The sequence below is a fragment of the Streptomyces sp. NPDC008317 genome (genome assembly GCF_042955955.1).
GTDB lineage: Bacteria > Actinomycetota > Actinomycetes > Streptomycetales > Streptomycetaceae > Actinacidiphila.
The window spans coordinates 917,659-942,015 of sequence record NZ_JBIBFQ010000001.1; the positions used below are offsets into that span (position 1 = coordinate 917,659).

Here is a 24,357-nt window from a genome sequence, read left to right on the forward strand (position 1 = left end):
CGGTAAAGAACTGCGAGCCGTTTCCAGTAATGATCGACCTTGCGTCGAATAGAAAGAATTTGATCACTTCGTACTACTGTGCCCCGGTCGTGCTCCCCGCCCTGTTGAATAAGCGGCGTGCGTGGCGATGACAGAGGGCCGGCGCCCCTGGGCGACCGGTTAACAGGTGCGGCCCGGACCGTGTGGGCGAAGCACGACCGGGATACGGCGAAGTGGCTGCCGCTGTGGCGGCACATGGCGGACAGCGCCGCCGTCGCCGGGCTGCTATGGGATCACTGGCTGCCGCGCAACGTGCGGGAGATGGTGGCCGGGCCGCTGCCCGGGGGAGTGGACGACGGGCGGCGGCTGTGCGTGTGGCTGGCCGGGACGCATGACATCGGGAAGGCGACGCCCGCGTTCGCGTGCCAGGTGGACGAGCTGGCCGATGTGATGAGCGCGACCGGTCTGGCGATGCGTACGCGCAAGCAGTTCGGCGACGACCGGCGGATGGCTCCGCATGGCCTGGCCGGACAGGTGCTTCTGCAGGAGTGGCTGGAGGAGCGCCACGGGTGGACGCGGCGGGCGTCGGGGCAGTTCGCGGTCGTCGCCGGCGGTCATCACGGAGTTCCGCCGGATCATATTCAGCTGCACAACCTCGACGCCCATCCGGAGCTGCTGCGAACTCCGGGCCCGTCCGAGGCGGTGTGGCGACGGGTGCAGGGCGAGTTCCTAGATGCCTGTGCCGGTACGTTCCAGGTGGAGGAGAGGCTCGCCGATTGGCAGCGGGTGAAGCTGCCCCAGCCGGTGCAGGTCCTGCTCACCGCGATCGTCATCGTGTCCGACTGGATCGCGAGCAATCCGGACCTCTTTCCGTACTTCCCCGAGGAGCATGCGCGTAGCGAGACCGAGAGGATCGCAGCGGCGTGGCAGGGGCTGAGGCTGCCGGCGCCATGGGCTCCCGCCGAACCGCGTGAGCCGGCGGCGGAGTTGTTCGCCACGCGCTTCGGATTCCCACCCGAAGCGCGGATCAGACCCGTCCAGGAGCAAGCGGTGACGATGGCCAGGGCCATGCCGGAGCCGGGCATGCTGATCATCGAGGCGCCGATGGGCGAGGGCAAGACCGAGGCTGCGCTCGCCGTCGTGGAGGTGTTCGCGGCCCGCTCCGGAGCCGGCGGCTGCTACGTCGCGCTTCCCACGATGGCAACGAGCAACGCCATGTTCCCGCGCCTGCTGGACTGGCTCGACCGGCTCCCGCGCAGCGACGTATCGGACGACGAAGCAGGTGCCGGATCCCCAGCCGGTCCGTCCGCCGGTGAGCAGCACTCGGTGCTGCTCGCCCATGCCAAAGCGGCCCTCCAGGAGGATTACGCGCTGCTGTTGCGCAGCAGTCATCGCACGATCGCCGCAGTTGACGCATACGGCAGCGAGTACGCACAACAGACCGGCGGGGCCAAGAGCGCGTCCGCCGACCTCGTCGCCCACCAATGGCTGAGGGGTAGAAAGAAGGGGTTGCTCGCGTCGTTCGCCGTCGGCACGATCGACCAGCTCCTGATGACCGGGCTCAAGAGCCGCCACTTGGCCCTGCGGCACCTCGCGATGGCGGGCAAGGTCGTCGTGATCGACGAAGTGCACGCCTACGACGCGTACATGAACACCTACCTCGACCGTGTGCTGTCGTGGCTCGGTGCCTACCGCGTACCGGTGGTGGTCCTTTCCGCGACGCTCCCCGCCGCCAGGCGAGCGGAGTTGGCCGAGGCGTACACCGGGTCGGGCGCCAAAAAGCTGAGGGACGTCACCGGCTATCCGCTGCTGACCGCCGTCGCTCCCGGCTCGGAACCCGTGACGGCATCGCCCGCGCCGTCCGGTCGCCGCACCGACGTGGCGCTCGAAGCGCTGGCCGACGACGATGCCGTACTCGTCGATCGTCTGGCCACGGAACTGACCGACGGCGGCTGTGCGCTGGTTGTACACAACACCGTCGACCGGGTGCTGAGTACGGCGGCCGTACTGCGCGAGAGGTTCGGCGAGGAGCACGTCACCGTCGCGCACGCACGCTTCATCGACGTCGACAGAGCGCGCAAGGACGCGGCGCTCCTGAGGCGTTTCGGTCCACCGGGCAGCGACGGCCGGTCGCCGGACCGCCCGCGACAGGCCCACATCGTGGTGGCCAGCCAGGTGGCCGAACAGTCACTGGACGTGGACTTCGACCTCCTGGTGACCGACCTGTGCCCGGTGGACCTGCTGCTCCAGCGGATGGGCCGGCTGCACCGGCACCCGCGCGGCGCCCAGCAGAGCGACCGCCCGCCCCGCCTGCGGGAACCCCGTTGCCTGGTGACCGGGGTGGACTGGCAGGCAGAGCCGGCACCCGAACCGGTACGAGGCTCGCGCACCGTCTACGGCGCCTACCCGCTGCTGCGCTCCCTCGCCGTCCTGGCCCCGCACCTGGGCACGACGGACAGACCGGGCCTGCCGGTACGCCTCCCGGAGGACATCAGCGTCCTCGTCCAACTCGCCTACGCAGAAAGCGAAGAGCACTGTCCGTCCCAGTGGGCCGGAGCCCTTGAGGCGGCACGCGCCCAGCACGAAGAAGACCGCACGACGCAGCAGCGGAAGGCCGAGGTCTTCCGGCTCGACGAGGTACGCAAGCCGGGCAGGCCGCTGATCGGCTGGATCGACGCGGGTGTGGGGGACGCGGACGACTCCCCGGCCGGGCGCGCGCAGGTGCGTGACAGCCGCGAGAGCCTGGAAGTCCTGGTGGTGATGCGCCGGTCCGACGGCACCCTGTGCACCGTGCCGTGGCTGGACGGAGGACGCGGTGGCCTCGAACTGCCCACCGACGCGGTGCCGTCCGCGCGGGCCGCCAAAGCGGTCGCCGCATGCGGCCTGCGACTGCCGTACCACTTCTCCTTCCCCGAGAGATTCGACCAGGCCCTGGCCGAACTGGAGGAGTTGTACGTCCCCGCCTGGCAGGAGAAGGAGAGCCACTGGCTCGCGGGAGAGCTGATTCTCGCGCTCGACGAGCAGTGTCGGACCCGGCTGGCAGGGTTCTTCCTGACGTACGACCCCGATGAGGGCCTGATGGTGAGTCGTGACGAACCGAGCAAGGAGGAGGAAGGAGCAGCGCCGATGACCACTGCGGAACCGTCCTTCGACCTGACCAACCGCCCCTGGCTACCTGTCCAGTTCACGGACGGGTCCGAGCGTGAGCTGTCCCTGCTCGACGTGTTCGACCAGAGCCGTGACATCCGCCGGCTGGCCGGGGATCTGCCGACGCAGGATTTCGCGCTGCTGCGCCTGCTGTTGGCGATCCTGCACGACGCACTGGGTGGTGAGACGCAGCGAGCGTCGGCGCCGGCCGATATCGAGGAGTGGGAAGAACTGTGGGAAGCCGATACCCCGTTCGCACCGGTCAGCCGCTATCTCGAGCGACACCGCGGTCGGTTCGACCTGCTGCACCCACGAGAGCCGTTCTTCCAGGTCGCCGGGTTGCGCACCGCCAAGGACGAGATCTTCTCCCTCAACCGGCTCGTCGCCGATGTACCCAACGGTGATCCCTTCTTCAGCATGAGAAGGCCCGGCGTCGACCGGCTCGGCTTCGCCGAGGCGGCGCGCTGGCTGGTGCACGCCCAGGCGTTCGACTCGTCGGGCATCAAGTCCGGTGCGGTTGGCGACTCGCGCGTCAAGGCCGGCAAGGGCTACCCGCTGGGCGTCGCCTGGGCCGGGAACCTCGGTGGCGTACTGATCGAAGGCGACACCCTGCACGAGACGTTGCTGCTCAATTTGATGGCGGCCGACACCGCGCACCAGCATTTCGGAGATGCCGACCGGCCCGCGTGGCGGGCCGAGCCGTGCGGACCCGCCGAGGCGACCGACCTGGCCCAACGCCCTTACGGACTGCGGGATCTGTATACCTGGCAGTCACGGCGCATCCTGCTGCACCACGATGCCGACGGTGTGCACGGCGTCGTGCTCGCCTACGGCGACCGGCTCGAACCGCACAACAAGCACCCGTACGAGCCCATGACGCGCTGGCGTCGCAGCCCCGCGCAGGAGAAGAAGCGCGGCGAGGCGCTCGTCTATCTGCCACAGGAACACGATCCCGCGCAGACGGCCTGGCGCGGTCTGAAGGGTCTCCTCGCGGGACATGATGCGGGGACCACCCAGGGGGACGGGGGCGCCGATCGTCTGTCGCCCCGCATCGTGGAGTGGATCGCCCGGCTGACCACCGAGGGGTTCCTCCCCCGCCGGCACCTGATCCGCGCCAGGGTCGTCGGCGCGCAGTACGGAACCCAGCAGTCGGTGATCGACGAGATCATTGACGACGGTGTGCTGATGTCTGTCGTCCTCCTCCACCGAGAGGACGACCGCTACGGGCAGGCAGCCCTGAGCGCGCTCGGCGACGCGGAAGCCGCCGTACGCACGCTCGGAGACCTGGCCGCCGACCTCGCGCTCGCCTCGGGATCCGATCCCGCCCCTGGCAAGGACGCCGCCCTCGACCTCGGGTTCGGCACCCTGGACACGCCGTACCGCCAGTGGCTCCGCGACCTCGGTGCGGCACCCGACCCGTACGAGCAGCGGGACCGGTGGAGGCGCCAACTCCACAAGGCCGTCCTCGGCCTCGGTGCCGGTCTGCTCGACGACGCGGGACTCGCCGCCTGGGAAGGCCGTGTCGTCGACGGCAGGAGCGGTCCGCGCTGGCTGAATGACACCGCCGCCGAACTCCGCTTCCGCACTCGTCTCGGCCGGCTCCTGACCGCCGCTCCGGAAGAGACAGCCGGAGACCGCCGACCTGCCGACCTGCCGAACGCTCGATCCGTTCCTCTGGAGTCGCCGGTATGACCGTCACCACCCCCACCGCTGCGCCCGCGACCAGTGTCCGGCAGCAGCCCCTCGGCCCGGTCGGCGCCGCCGTGCACCAGCGCATCGGTGTGCTTCAGCGCGGTTATCTCGACGACCGCAGCGACGCGGTCGGAGCCCTGGCCCGGCTGCGCCGCGGCATCGGACGGCCGGCGGGCGAAAGCCCCGACCTGTGGGGCCTGATCGGCACCGAGCCGCTCTACGAACGTTACGAACGCGGCGACCTCACCGAAGAGGCGATGCGCTGGGCGGAAGAGGCCGCGTACGCCGCCGTCACGCTGTGGTCGCTGCACCAGCAGTCCCACCACACCACCCGTATGCACCGCAGGCCGGGCCCCGAACTCGGCGCCGCCGTACGACGGCTCCACCCGGGAGCCGAGATCGACGAACCCACCCGTAAACGCTTCGTGCGCGCCGGCACCGCCGCCACGCCCGCCGAACTCGGCGGACGGCTTCGCGACCTGATCCTGCTCATGCGACGCGAATCCGTCCCGCTCGACTACGGCCTGCTCGCCGACCAGCTCTACGCCTGGCAGCAGGCCGGCGGGCCTCCCCGTGTACGCCGCTCCTGGGGCAGGTCCTACCTCGCCGTCCGTCCGGTGCCGGCGGGTAGCGCCCAGAACGACGCCGGAGGCGGCGCGGCGGACGAACCCGACACCACCATTCCGGAGGACGACACCCCGTGAGCCGCATCATCATCGATGTGCACGTGCTGCAGACCGTGCCGCCGAGCAACCTCAACCGCGACGACACTGGCACCCCGAAGACCGCGGTGTACGGAGGCGTACGCCGTGCCCGCGTCTCCAGCCAGGCGTGGAAGCGTGCCACCCGCCGGGCGTTCAAGGACCTGCTCGACCCGGCCGACCTCGGCGTGCGCACCCGTCGGGTCGCCGAACTCCTCGCCGAGCGCATCACTGCGCTGCGTGAGGAACTGGACGGCGACAAAGCTCTGGCGCTCGCCGCGGAGACGCTGCGCGTCGCGACGGGTTCGAAGATCGAGGTGCCGCGGCGGAAGGCGGAGAGCGCGAAGAAGAAGGGCGAGCCGGAACCGCCGCCGGAGTCCTCGTACTTGATGTTCCTCAGCGCGCGGCAGCTCGACGGCCTGGCCGAGATCGCGGTCGACGGTGCCGACGACATCGCCGCGTATCTGAAGGTCAAGGAGAACAAGGACAGGGCGCGCGAGATCGCCGACACCCGCCACTCGGTGGACATCGCACTGTTCGGCCGGATGGTCGCCGACTCCGCCGACATCAATGTCGACGCCGCTGCCCAGGTCGCGCATGCCATCAGCGTCCACCAGGTCGAGAACGAGTCGGACTACTACACCGCCGTCGACGACCAGAACGAGAAGGACGAGGAGTCCGGGGCCGGCATGATCGGCACCGTCGACTTCAACTCGGCCACCCTTTACCGCTACGCCGCGCTCGACGTCGACCGCCTGCGCGACAACCTCGGCGTCGGCGCGCGCTCCGACCAGCCGCTGGACGAGCCGGTGCGCAGGGCGGTGCGGGCTTTCCTGCACGGCTTCGTGGCGTCCATGCCGACCGGCAAGGTCAACACCTTCGGCAACCACACGCTGCCCGAAGCCGTGATCGTCACCCTGCGGTCGGCGCGGCCCATCAGCTTCGTGTCCGCCTTCGAGGAGCCGGTCCTCGCAGCACAGGGTTCGGGCGGCCATCTGCGCGGTGCCTGCACCCAGTTGCTCGCGCACGTCTCCGACATCGAGAAGGCGTACGAGGTCACCGAGGACCCCACCTGGGTGCTCCGGGTGGGCGCCGCCACCGAGCCGCTGGCCGCCCTCGGCACGGGGGTCACCATCGGCGGCCTGCTCGACGAGGTGACCGACGCCGTTGCCGGGCGGCTGACCGCCCAACCGGCCGGGGAGAAGGTCAAGGCCACTCGCGCATGAGCGAACCCACCGGCGTCCTGACGCTGCGCCTGGCCGGCCCATTGCAGTCCTGGGGCGCGGCGTCCCGCTTCGCCCGGCGTACGACGGAACGTGCGCCCACCAAGAGCGGAGTCCTGGGTCTGCTCGCGGCGGCTCAGGGCCGTGACCGCAGCGCCGACCTGTCGGATCTGGCGGCACTCCGCTTCGCTGTCCGTCTCGACCAGCCCGGCACCCGCGTGCGCGACTTCCAGACCGCCCACCACGCCGACACGGGCAAGTCGATGCCGGTCTCCGAACGGTTCTACCTCTCCGACGCGGTGTTCGTCGTGGCTGTCGAGGGTGACCGCGACTTGATCGAGGTCCTGCACGCCGCGGTCAGGTCTCCGGTGTACCTGCCATTCCTCGGCCGCCGGTCCTGCCCACCGTCGCGTCCCGTCGACCTCCGGGTACACCGGTCCGGTCTGTGGAAGGCGCTGGAGACCGAGCCGTGGCAGGCGTCCGCCTGGGTGCAACGCAGCCGTGCCCGTGAGCGTCGCGTCGAGTTGGAGGTCATCGCCGACTTGCCCGCAGGCGAGGGTCCCGGCGACGCCGTACGGGACCAGCCGCTCAGCTTCGACCCGCGGCACCGCCGGTACGGCCTGCGCGCCGTCCACTCGCGCGCCGTCACCGTCGCCAATCCGCTCAGCATCCCCCGCCGGGCCTTCGTACCGGCACAGCACGATCCGATGGGACTACTGGAAGACTGACGATGTTCCTGACCCGATTCCGCATCAACACCGCGCGCATGGGCGCCCGCCGACTGCTCACGTCCCCCCAGAGCCTGCACGCCGCGGTGATGGCGTCCTTCGCGGAGCGGCCCGACCACCAGGGCGACGGTCCCCGCGTGCTGTGGCGTCTCGACCAGCAGTCGCGCAGCGAGGTGCTGCTCTACATCGTCAGCCCCGAGCGGCCCGACCTCACCCACCTTGTGGAGCAGGCGGGTTGGCCGACCACGGGCGGCTGGCAGACCAAGCCGTACGCGCCCTTCCTCACCCGCCTCACCGCCGACGACACCTGGACCTTCCGGCTCACGGCCAACCCCGTCCACAGCATCAGGCGCCACGCCGCCGAGCCGACCAAGCGCACGGCGCACGTCACACCGCGCCACCAACTCGACTGGCTGCTCGCGCGCCAGACGGATGCCGGCTTCGCGATCGTGGAACGTCCCGAGCCGCGCCCGGACGGACTCCCCGGCGCCTGGCACGAGGTCGTCGTCCACAACCGCGGTGACCTCTCCTTCGGCAAGCGCAGCGAGACCGACGACCGTGCGCACCAGGTGAAACTGACCCGCGTCACCTACGACGGCCGCCTGCGCGTGACCGACCCCGACGCCCTGCGTCGCACTCTCACCTTCGGTCTGGGCAAGGCCAAGGCGTACGGCTGCGGACTGATGACCCTGGCGCCGGCGGAGTAACCGGTGACCACCGTCGGCAGACGTCCGGCCACCAGCCCCCGCCAACTCACCCGGGTCGGTGACCGGTTGTCGTACATCTACCTCGAGCGCTGCCTCGTGCACCGCGACGCCAACGCCATCACCGCCGAGGACGCGGAAGGCGTCCGCCACATCCCGTCGGCGACCATCGGCACGCTGCTCCTCGGCCCCGGCACCCGGATCACCCACCAGGCGATGGCGGTTCTCGGCGAGAGCGGCGCCGCAGTGGTGTGGGTCGGCGAGCACGGCGTACGGTTCTACGCCGGCGGCCGGGCGCTGAGCCGTTCGTCCGCCCTCGTCGAGGCTCAAGCGGTCGCCTGGGCCAACCAGCGCACTCGCCTCGACGTCGCCCGCGCCATGTACCGCCTGCGCTTCCCCGACGAGGACCCTGCCGGATGCACGCGCCGCCAACTACTGGGCCGGGAAGGCGATCGGGTCAAGCGCTGCTACGCGCAGGAGTCGGCTCGCACGGGAGTCCCCTGGCGAGGACGCCGCTTCACCCCGGGCGACTTCGGCAGCGGCGACGCTCCGAACCAGGCCGTCACCGCTGCCGCGCAGTGCATGTACGGGGTCGCGCACACCGTGGTCGCCGCTCTGGGATGCAGTCCTGGACTCGGCTTCGTGCACTCCGGCCACGAACTGTCCTTCGTCCTCGACGTGGCCGACCTCTACAAGACGGACATCGGCATTCCCATCGCCTTTGACGTTGCTGCGGAGGGCCCGGAGGACATCGGCCCCCGTACCCGGCGGGCCTTGCGCGACCGCATCAACACCACGAACCTGCTCGACCGTTGTGTGCGCGACATCCAGACGCTGCTCGCGCCGAACGGCCTCGACCTGTCCGACGACGGTGACCGGGTCACGCTCCATTCCGACCGAGGCGCCGAGGTGGCCGCCGGCCGCAACTACGGCGACGACGTAGCCGTATCGGACACCCTTACCCAGGAAGCCCTCGTCCACGAAGGCGTCATCTGGTGACGGTCATCGTCCTCACCCACTGCCCCGTCGGCCTGCGCGGCTTCCTCACCCGCTGGCTCCTGGAAATCTCCCCCGGCGTCTTCCTCGGCAACCCGTCCGCCCGCATCCGCGACGCCCTGTGGGACGAGGTCCGCCAATACGCGGGCAACGGCCGCGCCCTCCTCGCCTACTCCACCAACTCCGAGCAGGGCTACACCTTTCGCACGCACGACCACAAATGGCACCCCGTCGACCACGAGGGCCTCACCCTCATCCTCCGCCCGTCCGACCGCCCCGCCGACGGTCCGGCTTCTCAATCACCCCAGCCTTCCCAGGGCTGGAGCAAGGCGTCCAAGCGGCGCCGCTTCGGGAATCGAGCGCGGTAGCTTCGCCCTAGGTGGGCCGGCTGCTCAACCGGCGCGGTCACAGGCTGCCGCCACCGGCTCGGCCGACGCGGGGATTGTCAGGTAGTCCCTGGCTGGCCCTGGGCTTTATTCGGTATCTTCCTGCCCGCCGGAAGCATCCACGCTCGTAGACGGTGCGGGAGCAGCGGCCGCTAACAGTGGGTCCGAACTGCTTCCGTAGTAAGCCGGGTCGGATCCCCGTAGCCTTGCTGGGCAGTTTCGGATTGGCTCGTCCCTTATGCCCTTTTCTCTCATCCTTGCTGAAACAAGCACTGCTCATTGATAAAACCGCAGCTCGTAAAGACTGCTCCCCGCGCCCGCGGGGGTGGACCCGCCCAGGGCTACGGCATCCTTCGCCGACCCTCCTGCTCCCCGCGCCCGCGGGGGTGGACCCCGCGGCCAGGCGCGCCGTCATCAGCTCCTGGCCTGCTCCCCGCGCCCGCGGGGGTGGACCCTCGGCCCCCCTGTTCGACGGCCTGGCCAATGTCCTGCTCCCCGCGCCCGCGGGGGTGGACCCATGGTCTTCCCCGATGACCCGCAGATCTCGAAGCTGCTCCCCGCGCCCGCGGGGGTGGACCCTCCGCGGCCAGCAGGCTGCGGACCTTGTTGACCTGCTCCCCGCGCCCGCGGGGGTGGACCCCTGGTACGCGGACTGCCCTGCGGCGCCGTCGGCTGCTCCCCGCGCCCGCGGGGGTGGACCCGCGGCTGCCCATGCGGTGCGAGACGGTCCAGGCTGCTCCCCGCGCCCGCGGGGGTGGACCCCAGACGGCTTTGGCGAGGTCGGGCTTGAGAATCTGCTCCCCGCGCCCGCGGGGGTGGACCCACCCGCTTCTTGATGAAGCCTTTCACGACGCCCTGCTCCCCGCGCCCGCGGGGGTGGACCCGCGTTCGGCGACTCCAGCGTGCTGCCGCCGATCTGCTCCCCGCGCCCGCGGGGGTGGACCCAGGGGGGCGAGCGCGGCGGCGGCGCCGATCCACTGCTCCCCGCACCCGCGGGGATGGACCCACCGGCCCAGTCGGGGAACTGTGCGGCGAGGACTGCTCCCCGCACCCGCGGGGATGGACCCTGCTTCATCTCCATGAAGATCGTCTTCGCGAACTGCTCCCCGCACCCGCGGGGATGGACCCCGCGTGATCGTGTCCAACGGGGCGTCGTCAAGCTGCTCCCCGCACCCGCGGGGATGGACCCGCGGCGGGCTGCATTCGGATCTTCTCCGACAACTGCTCCCCGCACCCGCGGGGATGGACCCGACGCCGCGGTGCCAGGACGGCGGCTGCTCCCCGCACCCGCGGGGATGGACCCACCCGCGCGCTGTACGCCAGCCAGGACGGCGGCTGCTCCCCGCACCCGCGGGGATGGACCCACCCCCTGGCCTACTGGCCTACAACTCCCGGACTGCTCCCCGCACCCGCGGGGATGGACCCCTGTACGCGTGCTCGCCCCCGAGGTCGATCCACTGCTCCCCGCACCCGCGGGGATGGACCCGTGGCCGCGACCTCGTAGGGGAACCGCAGACGCTGCTTCCCGCACCCGCGGGGATGGACCCGCGGCGATGGTGCCTGTGACGGCCGGACAGTCGCTGCTCCCCGCACCCGCGGGGATGGACCCCTGTACGCGTGCTCGCCCCCGAGGTCGATCCACTGCTCCCCGCACCCGCGGGGATGGACCCGTGGCCGCGACCTCGTAGGGGAACCGCAGACGCTGCTTCCCGCACCCGCGGGGATGGACCCGCGGCGATGGTGCCTGTGACGGCCGGACAGTCGCTGCTCCCCGCACCCGCGGGGATGGACCTCCATGATCAGCACGGCCGAGAAGTCCCTCGGCCTGCTCCCCGCACCCGCGGGGATGGACCCTGATGGAAACGGCCGCGAAGGGAGCCACAGTTCTGCTCCCCGCGCCCGCGGGGATGGACCCGGTTCCAGGAGGTCAGCGAGCCAGCGCCGTAACTGCTCCCGCGCCCGCGGGGATGGACCCAACGCTTGCTACAGCACCGGACACCGCATGGTCTGCTCCCCGCGCCCGCGGGGATGAGCCCTGCTCGCGTGCAGCGGCGGGCGGGCGGCCGGGCTGCTTCCCGCACCCGCGGGGATGAGCCCGCGATGAAGTACTCCCCGGCCGGCAGCGTGGCCTGCTCCCCGCGCCAGCGGAGATGAACCTGCCCTGATGCCAGCGGCGGAAATGGCCAAGAGCTACTCCCCGCGCCCGCGGGGATGGACCCGAACCTCGCGAACGGCGGCTACGACGAAGCCGCCGCTCCCCGTACCCGCGGGGATGGACCCTCGTTGGTCAGCGCAGCAGTCCGATGTGAGGACGGCTCCCCGCGCCCGCGGGGATGAGCCCCATTGAGAGGCGCTCGGCAAGTAACCCTGCTCCCCGCGCTCGCGGGGATGAGCCCGCCATGAAGGTGTACTGCTGGTCAGGAGCCCACTGCTCCTCGCGCTTGCGGGGATGAGGCTCTCTGCTCTTATCAAGCGTGGCAACCAGTATTTTCAGCGACCGTAATGCCCCTTGTGCTGCCGTTCTACTTATTTTCGGATTTTCAATTCAGGTTGGTTGGCATGAGTTCGGGTGTTCGCCGACCCGCGTGGCGAACGCAGTTACCTTCTCCATGCCCATATCCTCGGCGTTGTGGGAACCATTTGAACCGAGTACCTCGCAATGGTTCCGCAACTTCGACTAGCCGCCAATGTTGCAACGCAGGTGCCTTAAAGCAGGTGCCCACCTAGACCAAGGGAGGTTATTTGTGTATGAGGATGATGGGGGTACTGACTCGCGATGGTGGCGTCAGCCTGCTTGGTGGCAGGTGTGGATCGCATTGGTCCGTGTCGTGTGCGCTCTGATTAGCGCGCTGCGCTGACCAACCTCAAGCGTCATGTGTCGCCCCCTAGAGGTGCGTCCTAGGAAGCGATTGCTGCCGGCTCCGGTTGTCGTCAGCCTAGTTGTCCGGTGACACATGACCTAATTCTTCGGGTCATCCCGAAGCTTCCTGTGATCACAGCATTTCAAGAGGAGTGAAGAACTGCGGCGCGGGCTGCCCAGGCGAGGGTGCTTTGGGTGCGGAGGGAGAGGCCGAGGCGGTTCCAGTGGAAGATGACGTGGTAGCTGAGGACTTGGCGTAGGCCGCGGTCGAGGGTGCCCGCTTGGAGGGCGGCGGCGAGGGTTCGGCCGGTGTGGCGGAAGGCTGCTGTCCACTCGGCGAGCGGGGCTAAAGGGCCGTCAGGGCTCAGTAAGGAGTCGCTGTCGGTCAAGAGCAGGGTGTGGATCTCTGCTGCTCTCGCGTTCAGGGTTTCGCGGGGGATGTCCGCGATGGTCGAGCGGTGGTCGGTGGTGATGATGCGGTGCCAGACGTCGCCCTGTTCGTACCATTCGAGGCCGGCTGCGCGCATGAGGGTCGTGCAGAGCACGATGGATAGCTCGCGGTGGCCGAGGGGGAGGTTCTCGCGGGAGGGCAGTTGCTGGATTTCGCGGCTGTCGGCGATGAAGAGGTTGTGTGCGGCGGTCATGCTGGCGGGGCCGCCGAAGGCGGCTGTTTCGGGTTCGTAGATGCCCGGCCACCAGCGGTGGAGGTGGCCTTCGGCGACGAGGCGGTCGAGGCCGTCGCCTATGGGGGTCGTGGTCTTGAGGCGGAGGCGCCAGCAGGGGTGTTTGCGGGTGTACCACCAGCCGTCGAGCGTGCCGTTGGCCTCCGCGGCCTGTAGCAGCGGCAGGACGTGGGTGGCGAAGGTGTGGTCGGCGTGCACCCAGTCGGTGAAGTGGAGATAGACATGCCACCACTCGCGCTGTACTGAGTGCCGGGCGAGGGCGTCGCGGCCCGCTTGTTGGAAGACCTGAAGGGCATCGGAGAGGTTCGCCGGGTCCAGGCGGGCCTCGGCGGCTGCTTCGGCCAGCGGCTGGCCGGCGAGCACGGCCAACACGGCGTGTTCGGCGGAGCCGGGCTGGGTCAGTTGATCAGGAGGCATGCGTCCCATCCGGTGCTCGGGGGCTGCTGGGTGGCGAGGGCGGACAGGGCGAGGGCGGTGCCTGCGGCGCCGTTCAGCAGACCGGGTGCCGCTGTGAGGCCGAGCCGCGCGTGGTCGAGGAGCGCGCGGCCGAGCGTGGGGAGCAGCTCGGTCAGGCGGGGGTCGAGGGAGTCGGTGGCGGCGCGGCTGGCGGTTTGGTAGATGCCGGCCCAGCCGTGGCAGAGGCCGGTGTCGGTGACGTTGGCGAGTTGGGCGGGATCGCTCAGGGCCCGGTGGAGGGCGTCTTCGTAGAAGGTCTGGAGGCTGGTGTCGCGCAGCGCGATTCCGGCGAGTTGTCCGGCCCGCGCGATGCCGGTGGTTCCGTAGCACCAGCTCGGTCGGGCGTCGTGAAACCGGTGAGGGCGGCGCCGTTCGAGGTCGTGGCGCGAGAGGTGCTCGGGCCACCACGGACCGGTGTCGGTGTCCTGCCGCCAGCTGTCGAGGTGGTCGCAGACGGTCCGGATCGCGTCGCGGTGGCCGGGGACTTCGATCCCACGGCGTAGCGCCTGGGCGAGAAGGAGGAGCGGGCCGGTGATGCCGTGGGCGGCACCCAGGTTGGCGTGCCCGCCGGGGAAGTACGGGGAGTGGCCGCGCTGCGGGTCGTGGCGGACCCACCAGCCGGGCAGACCGCGGCCCCCCGGGGCGAGCGGGTGCGTCAGCGCGACGAGGTAGCGCAGGACGCGTTCGTGAGCGCCGTCCTCGGGGCTGGCACGCATCAGGTAGGCACCTATGCCGGTCAGGCCGTAGAAGATGTCGTACTCGGCGAAGGTGGCCAGGTCGCCGCGGCGGATGCGGGCGAGGGCGGCGTCGGTACGGCGGTGGGCGAGTGCCAGGACGTGCTGGTGCACGGCGCGACGGGCTCGGGCGTAGAGGTGGTCGTACTCGGCGGGCGGTGTGCTGAGCAGGAAGCTGATGGCTGGTGCGCCGAGGAAGAGGCCGGTGGTGTCGGCGGCGCTGACCTGTCCGGAGGCCGCGGTGGCGATCCAGCGGTGGGCGGCTTGCCAGGCATGGGCGTGATGGCGGGCGGCTTCGACGTGGAGCAGGGCGGTTCCGGCGGCACCGTCGGCGAGGGACTGTACGACCCATGGCTCGTCCGGGTGAGGGGGCGCGGGTTCGGCCAGGTCGTGGACGACCTGAAGCACCATGTCGGAGGCGCTGGTTGTCGTCGCGGTCATCGGGCTGCCTTCTGCTGGCGCAGGGCGGCGGTACGGGCGAGGCGGAGGGTGAGGGCTTCGGCGGTGGGGTCGGCGCCCAGCGCCCGGACGTGGTGCTGGTGCAGCAGTGAGCGGGCGGCCCGGAGCGGATCGGCGTCGGCGAGGTGGAGCCGGTAGGCGTCGAGGGCCGCGGCGCGGGTCTGCCACGTCCGGATGATGGCGTCGCCCCCAGGCAGGGCACATAAGGCGTCTCGGCCGCCGGGCGAGGTGAGTTCGAGGGCTTGGTCGCGCAGGTGACGGTCCAGGTGGCCGGTGGTCTGCGGCAGCCGCTGGATGAGCCAGTCCGTGCCCTGGGTCTCGGAGGATGCGAGGTGCTGGGCGAGGTCGAGGATGCTGGCGGCGGCGAGGGCTTGCGGAGTGACGGTGTCGGTCTGGCCGATGAAGCGAATCTGCGCGAGGGCGGCGGCGGAGTCTGTGGCGAACACGCCGTGTGCGGCGTCCATCGCGTCGCCGTGCCCGAACCGGCCGGTCTGCGGCCGGTAGTCCGCCAGGGTGAGACCGGCGACGAAGCCGCTTCGGTAGAGGGTGTCCGCCCAGTCGTGCACGGCTTCGGCCGCCGTGGCGTAGGTGCCGGAAGAGAGGTGGAGGACGAAGTCGAGGTACTGGTCGGCGTCCGGGCGGGACATCTCGCGGTGCCGGATGAACCACCACATCGGCTGCACGTCGCCGAACACGGCTAGCAGGAACGGGAGTTGCTGGGTCAGGATCTCGTCATAGCGGCCAGGGTGGGCGTGCAGTCGGGCGTACAGCACGCTGCCCGCGCCTGGAAGGTGGAGCCGGGCCGGTGCGGCTCTGACTCTGACTGCCGGCGATACGTCGCTCTCCTCGGCGCGCGGGATCTGCGCGGTGTTGCGGAGGGACACCCAGATTTCGTGAGCGCGGCCGATCCAGCCGTGCACGTCGGCGGCGGGCGCCTCGCGCAGCTCCAGGCGACGGTTCTGGTCGAGTTGGGTGCGCAGCAGGCGGCGTTGCACCGGGTGGGTCAGGTCCAGCGGGAGACGCTGGTCGTACTCGATCATGCTGACGGTGTCCGGCACGCGCAGCCGCGTACGCCAGGCGGCGACCTCCCGTTCCCACATGCCCTGTTCGGCGGTACGGCCGGGCAACTCCTCGGCGGGGAGCAGCCAGCGGGCCGGGGCGAGGATCGTGCGGCGGTAGCGCACACGGGGCAGGTACGGCAGCCGGGCGGCGGCGCCGAAGTCGAACGGCTTGTACGCGGCGTATCGGGCGCCGGCGACCTCGGCGAGGAACCGGGCCAGCGCTGGGGTCTGGGTGGCGGCTTCGAGGGCGTGCAGAACACGCACGTCCAGGCGACGGCTGGTGGAGCGCTGGATCAGGTGGAAGTGGCGGGCGTCGGCGGTGACGGCGATGTCGTCGAGGCCAATCGTCTCGCCGTCCGCAGCCGGGCATTCGCCCACGGCGATGACATGGGGCAGGAGGCGGGGCGTGCGGATGACGTTCTCGACGCGGCGTTTGCGGGGCGGGAAGCTGAGCTGCGCGGTGAGCGCGTCGGGGTCGGTGCGGAAGCCGGCGGCAAGGTCGTTCTGTTGGCCGGGGGTGAGCAGGTGGGCGAACCGGCCGGCCATGCTGCTGCCCGGCCGGGGTACCGCGGCGATCTCGACCTGGAAGGCGCCGCGCGCGAGGGCCGTGATGGAGCGGGCGTGGATCTCGAAGGCGGTTTCGACGCGGGGCGCGAAGTGCGGGTCGGTGCCAGCGGCGTCCGCGAGAGCGTCGACCGTCTTGTCTGTGAGGACGAGTTCGTCGAGCCCTTCCATCAACACCGGTTCCAGCAGCGCGAGCAGGGTCTCGTCCCGGTCAGTGAGGAGCTTGGGCGGTCGGTCGCGCTCCGAGCCGAGGTATCCGGCTGGTAGGCCGAGGCCGCTGTCGGAGGTCAGCTCCAGGACGGGCACGAGCGCGCCGACGCCGTACCGGGCGCGGAAGCGGCGGTGGTAGTCGCGCCAGTGCCGGTAGCCGTACGGCTGCGAGGTGGTCCGGTACAACGCGGTGACGGCGGCCTGTACTTCTTCGAGTACGGCGGCGGGGATCTGGATGTCGCAGTCGAGGCCGGTGTCGATGGTCAAGGGTGTCGGTGTCGCCGTCGAGAGGGCGCGCATTTTCGGGATGACGCGGTCCAGTGTGATGGCGGCCGACGAGGGCTGATGGGCGGCGATGTCGTCGCGTATGCCGTACAACTCAGTTATCTGGTCGTGCAGTTCGGGGACGGTGCGCGCGTCGAGCCGTTCCAGCTCGGCGCACAGGTGGCCGAAGGCGTCCGGGATGGTCGTCGGCGCCCACAGGCTCGTGATGAGGAGCTGCTGGCCGATCAGATCGCGCAGGAGTTGGTCGATCTGGTCGGTGGCGGCCTGCGGGAAGAGCTGGTGCAGATGGGCGGCCAGGTCGGCGTAGGCGATCAGCTCGCGTGCGGCAGCCATCGCGGCGGCTATGGGGCGGGTGTTGCGCACGGATATCTCGATCGGGGCGATGAGCGGGGCGAAGGCGTCGGCGGGAGGCCCTACGGCGACGAGGCGGTCGCCGCGCTCGCGTGCGGTGTTGTTGGCCGTCAGCGGGAGCTGGCGCAGCAGCTCGGGACTGGACTGGAGGCGCGTAATGATGTCGGTGACCCATTCGGTGTCTGCGCGCAGCAGCGCCCGGTGCTCGCCGTGCCACTGGGCGCGGGCAGTGTCCGCGACGGCCACGGAGGCGGTGCCGGCGAACAGGCCGAGCGGGGTGGGCCTGTTCTGCCAGCGCAGCAGGTAGGCGATCGTGGACAGCGCCGTACGCCTCACCTGCCGGGGCCGGGTCTCCCGACCGCCGACGACGGCTTCGACCGCTTCTGTCAGTACGGGCGTGGCCGCGCGGAGGGCGTCGCGGAACGCCTCCTGCTGCCACTGACGCGTCAGCCACGTACGGGTGGCCGCCACGTCGTCCAGGTCGAGGCCGCGGGGCAGGTCTGCCGTCCCGGGGATCGTGCTGGCTCGCAGCATCGCAGGCTCCTGCCACCTGTAGCTGACGGCCGGGTGCGGGGCCATGGGCAGTCCCTTCCTGTACAGGCACGCGGGCGGCCGGTGGGCCGGGCCGGGTGTGCGCCCGGCCCACCGGATGGGGAAGTTGCCTGCGATCAGGCGGGGTCCTCGACGAAGGAGCTGCACGCCGAGGCGCCGTTGGAGCACGTGCTGCCGCAGCCGTCGCTGGTGGTGCACATGAGCTTGCCGTGCGGGTGCGCGGCGATGACGACCCTCACGTCGAGCGGGGCGAAGTCGTCGAAGTCGTCCTCGAAGGCCGTCGGTTCGAGGGCCGGGGCCAAGATGGCGGTGGTCATGGAGGTGCCATTCCTTCCGTTAAGGGGTTGGTGCGGAGTCCTGGTCCGCGGTCAGCGCTGCGCGGGCCAGGAGAGCGAGATCCGGCTGTGGATCTTGTCGATGACGCGGTCGCCGGAGATCCGGTCGTCGGGGGTACCGGCCGGATAGACCCGGATGACGGGGCCAGGGCCGCCGCGGTGTTCGCCGGCCCAGTCGCGCAGATGACCGGCGAGGGTCTCGGCGAACACCGCGGCGTCGGGGCCGAGGGCGTGCACGCCGAACTCGACGTGCTTGTTGTCCTCGGTGCGACGCGTGGTGAGGTAGGCGAAGGTGCGGCCCTCGTCGTCCACGGCGGCCAGCGCGAAGCCCTTGTTGGCCGGGGCGACGATGCCGGAGTCCAGTTCCGGGTCGACGGCCATGATGCAGAAGCCGGGAAGGCAGATGGCCAGGTGCATCTGGAGGGTGTCCACCAGCTCACTGACGCCGATGGTCACCCCGGTCCACCTCTCGAACCGCGTGAACGTCACGGCGTTGTCGAGCAGGCTCGGGTCGGAGGGCAGTCCGTCGTCGAATCGCAGGCCGATCTCCGGGGTGCCGTTGACGAGCAGCAGTTCCTCGTTGTGAGCGGTGGAGCCCTGCACGGGTACGAAGCCGCAGATCTTCGCGGACTCGCTCTCCAAGTGGTCGCCGACGCGGGTGAAGGCGACCGAACGCGTCAGCCCTCGCATCCGCAGCGGCACCACGAGGCTGCCGCCGGGCTTGAGCTGGTCGATCCATGCGGGCGGTACGTCCCAGGCGCCGACGGTCACCATCACGATGTCGACCGTCCCCAGGCCGGGGATTGGTTCGGCGGCGTCGGCCGTGACGACCACGACCCGGTCGTACCCGTGCTCGCCCAGCAGCCGCCTGGCGCGGTCGGTCACGACGGGGTCGATGTCCACCGTGGTGACGTGGCCGCCGGTGCCGACGAGTTCGGCGAGGTATGCGGCGTTCAGGCCGCCCGACCCGATCTCCAACACCCGCATTCCCGGGCGGACGTGGGCCTGTTCCAGCATGATCGCCTGGATCTGCGGCGCGGACACGGAGCTGAGCTGCACACCGTGTTCGTCGGTCTTGGTGATCACCGCCGCGTACGGGTCGTACGCCTTCTCCACGCTCACCTCGGGGGTGAACGCGTGTCGGGGGACGGCGCGCATCACGGCCTCGACCTCGGGAGTGGTGATCCACCCTTCCGCGCAGAGGGTGTCCACGGCGCCGTTCCGCAGGCGGACGGCCTCGTCGGGTTCGACGGTCGTACCGGTCATGAAAGGAAGCTCCTTCGATGGAAATACGGTGAGTTGCCAGCTAGCTACGGAACGCGCCGATTCGTCGGGACGGTATCGCCGTGCCGGCGGGCTCCTCGTGCGCGGTGAACCAGTCGTCGCGGGCTTCTTCGAGCATCGGAACGAGCTCCGTCTCAAGGCGGTCGGCTTGTGCGCGGAGCCGGGCGGCGAGGTCGGTGAGGTCTTCGGGGGTGAGGTTGTTCAGCCAGAAGTCCTCCACCACCCGGACGTCGGCGTACGGGGCCCGTTCCTTGGGGTTCTCGCTGTACGGGTAGCAGGTGATGTATCCGTCGAAGAGGCTCTCTTCGGTCCCGCCGGCCTGTCCGTCGACCCCGGTGCGTGCGGGGTGGTGGACGCGCATCCGCTGCCCGGCGAAGGGCTGGCGGTGCGCGAGGTCGATCAGCGTGACGGACAGCCGTTTCAGCGGGACGTCCGTGTCGCTGGGGTCTTCGTCGGCCCACGGCGGCAGGTGTCCGGTGAGCGTGAAGCCGCCCGTGGTGCTGATGGACCACGTACGGCCCGGCGAGGCGGCGGCGGATTGGATGGGCGGTGAGACGATGGCTGGGTTCTGGGCCAGGGATGTTGCCGTCACGACACGCTCGCTTTCGCCGGCGCCGAGAATTCCACCGGCGTATCGGTGAGCTGGTGGGTGTGGGCGCCGGGGTGGGACGCGAATTCGCAGCAGGCTTCGCGTGTTTCGTGGTTGACGAAGGAGCAGTCCGGTCGGACGTCCAGCGCCTCGACCGGCTTTCCGTCCGCCCAACGGGCCCAGACGGCTCCGGTGTCCACGCCTCCCAGATCAAGGACGAGGGCGAAGTGGTCGCCGTCGTCGTGGATTTGGAGGTGGCACCATAAGCTCCGCTCGACGTCCGCCTCGTCTGCCGACCCGTACGGGGTCGCGGCGCGCAGCGTCTGCTGGACGAGATGTTCCGGGAGCCGGGCGGTCCGGCCGCAGACCGGGAACAGGATCTTCGCGTTCTTCATTGCGCGTTGCTTTCTGCGTGGATGCGGAAGAAAGGTGGCCGTTGCCGCGCCGTCACCGGCGCACCGGGGCGGTGCGCAAGGTGCACCAGGTGGTCGTGCCGTCGGGGCTCACTCCCCAGTCGTCGGCTATCGCGGCGACGAGGAACAGGCCGCGGCCGGTCTCGCTCTCCTCGTCGACGACGCTCAGCCGCAGGCGGCGGCCGGACCCGTCGTTCACTGCGATCAGCACCCCCTGCAGGGTGATCACGAGACGGAACCCGATCTCGCCGTCGTCCCCGTACCGCAGAGCGTTGGTGACCAGCTCACTCACCAGCAACTGGACGTCGTCCATGAGCGAGTTCAGGCCCCAGGGGCGCACCTTGGCCGCGCTGATATGGCGAAGCCGCCCCACCCACCGGCCGTCCACGTCCCGTTCAAGGGTGCCGTCCATGGCGGCGGCACCGGAGACACGTACCGCGAACTCGTCGCAGACGGGCTCGGCGAGGGTCGGAACGGGCGCTGTGGGCGTGGCATCCGTCGCTGCGTGCAGTGTGCGGGTCATGAGGTTGTCTCCTCTCTCCGGGCGCGGAGGAGACGCGACATCTTCACAGCCGGAATCCGGGTACGCATCGGCGACGGTTGTGCCCGCCGGGTGCAGGCCAGCGGCAGCCGAGTGGAGGGTTCGGCGGCGTTCGCGGTCGGCGGCGGTCCGCCGTGGCCGGGTCATGACGCGGCCTCCTGGCCGCCGGAGTGCAGCAGCGCCACCAGTTCACCGCAGAGCGCTTCGGCTTCTTCGGCGGTGAGTACCAGCACCGTCGCGGTGGCGGAGACACGCTTGCCGATCCGGCGGAGCAGGACCGGGATGGCGACGCGTCCGGCCTGAGTCAGCTCGGCTGCGCCGGGAGCGCGTTCGACGCGCCAGGCTCGTAACTTCCCACTCAGCGGCAGGTGACGTTCTGTCATGTCACTTACCGTAAAAGCGTCGTCGCTGACTGACCCTGAGGAAAAATCAGGGCTGACACAGGGTCAGAGCGTGCCGATCTCCAGGCGACTCTCTACGCGGTCATGCCGATGTGCTGCGCCACGGACCTCAAATCCTGCCGCCACATGGGCTTTTCCCGCTTGAGCAGGTCCGCGACCGCCTCCCGGACCAGCGGCGAGAAACCCACCTCTTCGGGGGACTGGCTGGTGATTCGCTTGAGCATGTAGACGGTGGCGAAGTCGTCACGCTGGATGCGGTTGCAGTTCATGACCTCGATTAAGTACCTGGTGCGCCGCTCAAGCGGCAGCTCGGGGTTGTCCTCCACGCTGTCGGCCACGCGCAGCGCCTCCACCGTGTCGCCTTCCTCAGCCCGCAGGTGCACGGCGTGCATGGCCACGTTCGTCGGCCCGAAGCTGGTGTGCCAGTCGTTGCGGTCCTGACCGAGACGCGCCGCCGCCCGCTCGGCGCCGTGGTACAGGTCCCACGCCACGGGTCCTTGATGGTCGCGCACCGCGGCTACGGCCGCCGACAGGTGAAGCGCCCCGTACGCGGACAGGTGCTCCGCCGAGGCGTCCTCGCCCGGCCGGCAGCTCGCAATGGTCTCGCGCGCCAGGGCGACGCTGTCGGCTACATCGCCGGTGGAAGTGAGCACGCACGCCAGGCTCCACGTGGCCGCCGCGAGCAGTGCCGGATCCCCGACCTGGTCGGCGAGGGCAACGCCCCGGTCGGCGGCGATACGGGCCTGCACCGGCTCTCCGACGCGCCGCAGCCAGACCTGGGCCATGCCGTACACCGAGATCAGCAGCGCCACCGCCTGCCGCTCTTGCTCCTCGCCTTCGGCGTCACGCACGGCCGCGTAGCCCTGCCGCAGGAGATTCGGCAGCCGACCGCCGATGTCGGCGTACCGGTCCTTGGTCTGCGTCTCGTACACCCGCCACGCGTCGTCCACAGCCGCCCGGTACTCGTCCACAGGCACCTCTCCGATCCCGGACGGCAGCAGCGAGGAAGGCAACGCCAGCACACGGCGGATCGCGGGCACACCCTCGTGCTCGGTCTGCGACCCCGATACGGCGCCCGTCAGGACACCCCCGGTCAGGTCGGTCAGATCACGGATGTACAGCACCCGCGCGAGGTCGATCAGTACCGAGAGGCGGTCGATGGGCAGCACGCCCTTCTCGACCTTGTAGGCCCAGTTCTCCGTCTTGCCCACGAGTTCGGCCATGGCCTTCTGCGACAGGCCCCGACGTTCGCGGTAGTAGCGGATACGAGCACCGATACCGAAGTCCTGCTCGACAGTCATGAGCTGACGTCCCCTCGCCTGTACGGCAGTTGCTACGGCCCTCCATCGCCAGGGTACGACTCCGGCCCGGAAGGGCGAGGGCAATCGACCGACGGCTACGATCCGTGCAACAGCGTGCCCCAGCCCTGTGCCCCCTGGGCGAGTCACCTCCGATGGAGCCAGCAATGACCTACCGCGGCCTGATTCTCGATTTCGGCGGCGTCCTCACCATCCGGATGCGGCTCAACGGCGAAGCCTTCGAGCGCAGCGAGGGCCTGGCCCCCGGCGCCTACACCCGCGCGCTCAACGAGCATCCCGACGGCGTAGCGGTCTATGCGGCGTTGGAGGTCGGCGAGGCCACGCAAGAACAGTGGAACCAGGTCATCGGCGGCATCCTCGGCATCGACCCCACCGACCTCATGCGCCGTGCCCTGGCCAACCTCTACCTCGAACCCCGCATGGTCGACGCCGCCCGCCGCGCCCGCGCCGCCGGCATCAAAGTCGCCATGCTCTCCAACAGCTTCGGCCTGACCCCCTTCAACCCCTACGAGGCCCTGGGCATGTGGGACGGGCAGTGGGACGCGATCGTCCTGTCCGAGCAACTCGGCGTACGCAAGCCCGACCCCGGCATCTACCTCCACACCCTGGAACAGCTCCAACTAACGGGTGAGGAATGCGTCTTCGTGGACGACCACGCGGTGAACCTGCCACCGGCCGAGGCGTTGGGCATCCGCACCATCCACCACACCGACGCGGCCGAAACTGTGGCGCAGCTCGATGCGTTGCTCGGCTGCGTCACGCCAGCGACGTAATTGCTTGAGTTGCCCATACTCCGAGGGGCTTCGCAACTGGCAGTTGGCCACTGGCCTGGTGCTTCGGAGCAGAATCCGGAACGGACAGAACCAGAGCGGGACCAAGGAGGCGGCCCAGACCGCGAGCTGGGTGTCTCAGCTACTCGGTCCGCCACCAGCCTTGTCCGACGTGCCAGTCCTTCACCCAGGTCAGGAAGTCGCCCGCCCGCTGTTGGGGCGGGGGGTCGGCGTAGGGTGTGGCGCATCCGTCTCTGAGCCACCAGACCTGGCCGCGTTGCGGCCCGGCCACCACCAGGGTCCAGAACGCCCCCGGTTTGCCTTTGCTCAGCAGCGCCGAGTCGTGCAGGTAGGTCTCGTGGAGCAGTGACGAGTGGAGGGGGTCGTCGGAGTAGTCGTACTCCCACTGCCACTCCTTGGTGAGTGGGAAGGCGATGCCGGGCACCCGCGGTGCGGTGCCGTCCCTCGGCTCGGGGCTCATCCAGCAGTCCGCCTCCCAGACGAACCAGCTGTCCGGGTTCTCTCCCAGGGGCAGCAGACCGCCTTCGTCGGGCTGGGAAGATCTCGGCCAGGAGGGCGGTCGCACTCGACGTCGCATCGTCCACGCGCCATGGATATCAACGGGGGCCGACGCTCTGACCCCGGCCAGGGTGAGGGTCAACATACGTGTTCATCAAACCGCTGGGCGGTTCGCTGAGTCCGAACACGGACTACCACGACGGGAAACGGCCCTTGGTGGGAGCCGGGCACGTCTGCCAGCATGCGAGCGCGGTACCTGCATGTGCCGGACGCCATGCTCAAGGACGTGGCGCGGAAGATCGCCGGTGCCGTCTGGGGCCGCCCCGCTGCGCCCACTGTGGGCAAAAACCAGGACAACGGGGGCTGGGAAGACACCGATGGCCCCCACCGCGAACGGTGAGGGCCATCGGCATAT

At 70.0% G+C, this 24,357-nt stretch carries 19 protein-coding genes, 1 pseudogene and 1 CRISPR repeat array; of the genes and pseudogenes, 9 read left to right on the plus strand and 11 right to left on the minus strand.

The window, feature by feature from the left end:
- Positions 1–180: 180 nt before the first annotated feature.
- The 7 genes from casA to cas2e are packed head-to-tail and all read left to right on the plus strand — an operon-like array spanning position 181 to position 9,538.
- Positions 181–4,818 carry a type I-E CRISPR-associated protein Cse1/CasA gene (gene casA, locus ACFY9V_RS03835; RefSeq protein WP_391159194.1) on the plus strand — a complete coding sequence of 1,546 codons (4,638 nt, stop codon included), beginning with the start codon at positions 181–183 and terminating at the stop codon, positions 4,816–4,818.
- The gene (casB, locus tag ACFY9V_RS03840) at positions 4,815–5,522 is read left to right on the plus strand and encodes a type I-E CRISPR-associated protein Cse2/CasB (protein WP_391159197.1); all 708 of its coding nucleotides are present in this window, start codon (positions 4,815–4,817) and stop codon (positions 5,520–5,522) included. The genes casA and casB overlap by 4 nt, the downstream gene beginning before the upstream one ends.
- On the plus strand, positions 5,519–6,745 hold the full coding sequence (cas7e, locus tag ACFY9V_RS03845) for a type I-E CRISPR-associated protein Cas7/Cse4/CasC (protein ID WP_391159199.1): 1,227 nt from the start codon (positions 5,519–5,521) through the stop codon (positions 6,743–6,745). Before casB ends, cas7e begins: the two co-directional genes overlap by 4 nt.
- Complete coding sequence (gene cas5e / locus ACFY9V_RS03850) at positions 6,742–7,470, plus strand: type I-E CRISPR-associated protein Cas5/CasD (protein WP_391159202.1); 729 nt, start codon at positions 6,742–6,744, stop codon at positions 7,468–7,470. The genes cas7e and cas5e overlap by 4 nt, the downstream gene beginning before the upstream one ends.
- 2 nt (positions 7,471–7,472) lie before the next feature.
- The gene (cas6e, locus tag ACFY9V_RS03855) at positions 7,473–8,177 is read left to right on the plus strand and encodes a type I-E CRISPR-associated protein Cas6/Cse3/CasE (RefSeq protein ID WP_391159205.1); all 705 of its coding nucleotides are present in this window, start codon (positions 7,473–7,475) and stop codon (positions 8,175–8,177) included.
- Between the two features lie 3 nt (positions 8,178–8,180).
- Entirely contained in the window at positions 8,181–9,173 is a 993-nt protein-coding gene (gene cas1e, locus ACFY9V_RS03860) for a type I-E CRISPR-associated endonuclease Cas1e (protein ID WP_391159208.1), read from the plus strand.
- Entirely contained in the window at positions 9,170–9,538 is a 369-nt protein-coding gene (gene cas2e, locus ACFY9V_RS03865; RefSeq protein ID WP_391159211.1) for a type I-E CRISPR-associated endoribonuclease Cas2e, read from the plus strand. The genes cas1e and cas2e overlap by 4 nt, the downstream gene beginning before the upstream one ends.
- A gap of 322 nt (positions 9,539–9,860) precedes the next feature.
- Positions 9,861–12,013: direct repeats of the CRISPR family, unit length 29 nt; unit sequence CTGCTCCCCGCGCCCGCGGGGGTGGACCC.
- Between the two features lie 546 nt (positions 12,014–12,559).
- Here cas2e and ACFY9V_RS03870 read toward each other — a convergent pair.
- The 10 genes from ACFY9V_RS03870 to ACFY9V_RS03915 all read right to left on the minus strand — a co-directional run bounded on the left by ACFY9V_RS03870 (position 12,560) and on the right by ACFY9V_RS03915 (position 22,635).
- On the minus strand, positions 12,560–13,516 hold the full coding sequence (locus ACFY9V_RS03870; protein WP_391159213.1) for a thiopeptide-type bacteriocin biosynthesis protein: 957 nt from the start codon (positions 13,514–13,516) through the stop codon (positions 12,560–12,562).
- Positions 13,498–14,730 (minus strand): lanthionine synthetase LanC family protein, encoded by a 1,233-nt coding sequence (locus ACFY9V_RS03875; RefSeq protein WP_391159215.1) that lies wholly within the window; start codon positions 14,728–14,730, stop codon positions 13,498–13,500. The genes ACFY9V_RS03870 and ACFY9V_RS03875 overlap by 19 nt, the downstream gene beginning before the upstream one ends.
- Entirely contained in the window at positions 14,727–17,753 is a 3,027-nt protein-coding gene (locus ACFY9V_RS03880; protein WP_391159217.1) for a thiopeptide-type bacteriocin biosynthesis protein, read from the minus strand. Before ACFY9V_RS03880 ends, ACFY9V_RS03875 begins: the two co-directional genes overlap by 4 nt.
- Positions 17,754–17,887: 134 nt before the next feature.
- Positions 17,888–18,088: an FxLD family lanthipeptide gene (locus tag ACFY9V_RS03885; RefSeq protein ID WP_391159219.1), complete on the minus strand. Its 201-nt coding sequence runs from the start codon at positions 18,086–18,088 to the stop codon at positions 17,888–17,890.
- A gap of 51 nt (positions 18,089–18,139) precedes the next feature.
- Positions 18,140–19,372, minus strand: a complete 1,233-nt coding sequence (fxlM, locus tag ACFY9V_RS03890) for a methyltransferase, FxLD system (protein ID WP_391159221.1) — start codon at positions 19,370–19,372, stop codon at positions 18,140–18,142.
- Between the two features lie 40 nt (positions 19,373–19,412).
- Positions 19,413–19,982 (minus strand): DUF6907 domain-containing protein, encoded by a 570-nt coding sequence (locus ACFY9V_RS03895; RefSeq protein WP_391159223.1) that lies wholly within the window; start codon positions 19,980–19,982, stop codon positions 19,413–19,415.
- Entirely contained in the window at positions 19,979–20,374 is a 396-nt protein-coding gene (locus tag ACFY9V_RS03900) for a hypothetical protein (RefSeq protein WP_391159224.1), read from the minus strand. The genes ACFY9V_RS03895 and ACFY9V_RS03900 overlap by 4 nt, the downstream gene beginning before the upstream one ends.
- A gap of 52 nt (positions 20,375–20,426) precedes the next feature.
- Complete coding sequence (locus ACFY9V_RS03905; protein ID WP_391159226.1) at positions 20,427–20,915, minus strand: ATP-binding protein; 489 nt, start codon at positions 20,913–20,915, stop codon at positions 20,427–20,429.
- Between the two features lie 161 nt (positions 20,916–21,076).
- Positions 21,077–21,316, minus strand: a complete 240-nt coding sequence (locus tag ACFY9V_RS03910) for a hypothetical protein (protein WP_391159228.1) — start codon at positions 21,314–21,316, stop codon at positions 21,077–21,079.
- Positions 21,317–21,408: 92 nt separating this feature from the next.
- The gene (locus ACFY9V_RS03915) at positions 21,409–22,635 is read right to left on the minus strand and encodes a helix-turn-helix domain-containing protein (RefSeq protein WP_391159231.1); all 1,227 of its coding nucleotides are present in this window, start codon (positions 22,633–22,635) and stop codon (positions 21,409–21,411) included.
- Positions 22,636–22,799: 164 nt separating this feature from the next.
- On the opposite strand from ACFY9V_RS03915, the gene ACFY9V_RS03920 reads away from it, so the two are divergent.
- Entirely contained in the window at positions 22,800–23,426 is a 627-nt protein-coding gene (locus tag ACFY9V_RS03920; RefSeq protein WP_391159232.1) for an HAD-IA family hydrolase, read from the plus strand.
- A gap of 139 nt (positions 23,427–23,565) precedes the next feature.
- Here ACFY9V_RS03920 and ACFY9V_RS03925 read toward each other — a convergent pair whose 3' ends face one another.
- Positions 23,566–23,904 (minus strand): hypothetical protein, encoded by a 339-nt coding sequence (locus tag ACFY9V_RS03925; protein ID WP_391159235.1) that lies wholly within the window; start codon positions 23,902–23,904, stop codon positions 23,566–23,568.
- A gap of 176 nt (positions 23,905–24,080) precedes the next feature.
- On the opposite strand from ACFY9V_RS03925, the pseudogene ACFY9V_RS03930 reads away from it, so the two are divergent.
- A pseudogene (locus tag ACFY9V_RS03930) lies at positions 24,081–24,342 on the plus strand (hypothetical protein); the annotation flags it as partial.
- Positions 24,343–24,357: the final 15 nt, after the last annotated feature.

Coding starts and splice junctions, on each gene's coding strand:
- fxlM (WP_391159221.1), bottom strand. CDS start 19,372: ATGACCGGTACGACCGTCGAACCCGACGAGGCCGTCCGCCTGCGGAAC.
- ACFY9V_RS03870 (WP_391159213.1), bottom strand. CDS start 13,516: ATGCCTCCTGATCAACTGACCCAGCCCGGCTCCGCCGAACACGCCGTG.
- ACFY9V_RS03920 (WP_391159232.1), top strand. CDS start 22,800: ATGACCTACCGCGGCCTGATTCTCGATTTCGGCGGCGTCCTCACCATC.
- ACFY9V_RS03875 (WP_391159215.1), bottom strand. CDS start 14,730: ATGACCGCGACGACAACCAGCGCCTCCGACATGGTGCTTCAGGTCGTC.
- cas5e (WP_391159202.1), top strand. CDS start 6,742: ATGAGCGAACCCACCGGCGTCCTGACGCTGCGCCTGGCCGGCCCATTG.
- ACFY9V_RS03885 (WP_391159219.1), bottom strand. CDS start 18,088: ATGACCACCGCCATCTTGGCCCCGGCCCTCGAACCGACGGCCTTCGAG.
- cas6e (WP_391159205.1), top strand. CDS start 7,473: ATGTTCCTGACCCGATTCCGCATCAACACCGCGCGCATGGGCGCCCGC.
- casB (WP_391159197.1), top strand. CDS start 4,815: ATGACCGTCACCACCCCCACCGCTGCGCCCGCGACCAGTGTCCGGCAG.
- ACFY9V_RS03925 (WP_391159235.1), bottom strand. CDS start 23,904: ATGAGCCCCGAGCCGAGGGACGGCACCGCACCGCGGGTGCCCGGCATC.
- ACFY9V_RS03910 (WP_391159228.1), bottom strand. CDS start 21,316: ATGACAGAACGTCACCTGCCGCTGAGTGGGAAGTTACGAGCCTGGCGC.
- ACFY9V_RS03915 (WP_391159231.1), bottom strand. CDS start 22,635: ATGACTGTCGAGCAGGACTTCGGTATCGGTGCTCGTATCCGCTACTAC.
- ACFY9V_RS03880 (WP_391159217.1), bottom strand. CDS start 17,753: ATGCTGCGAGCCAGCACGATCCCCGGGACGGCAGACCTGCCCCGCGGC.
- ACFY9V_RS03905 (WP_391159226.1), bottom strand. CDS start 20,915: ATGACCCGCACACTGCACGCAGCGACGGATGCCACGCCCACAGCGCCC.
- ACFY9V_RS03900 (WP_391159224.1), bottom strand. CDS start 20,374: ATGAAGAACGCGAAGATCCTGTTCCCGGTCTGCGGCCGGACCGCCCGG.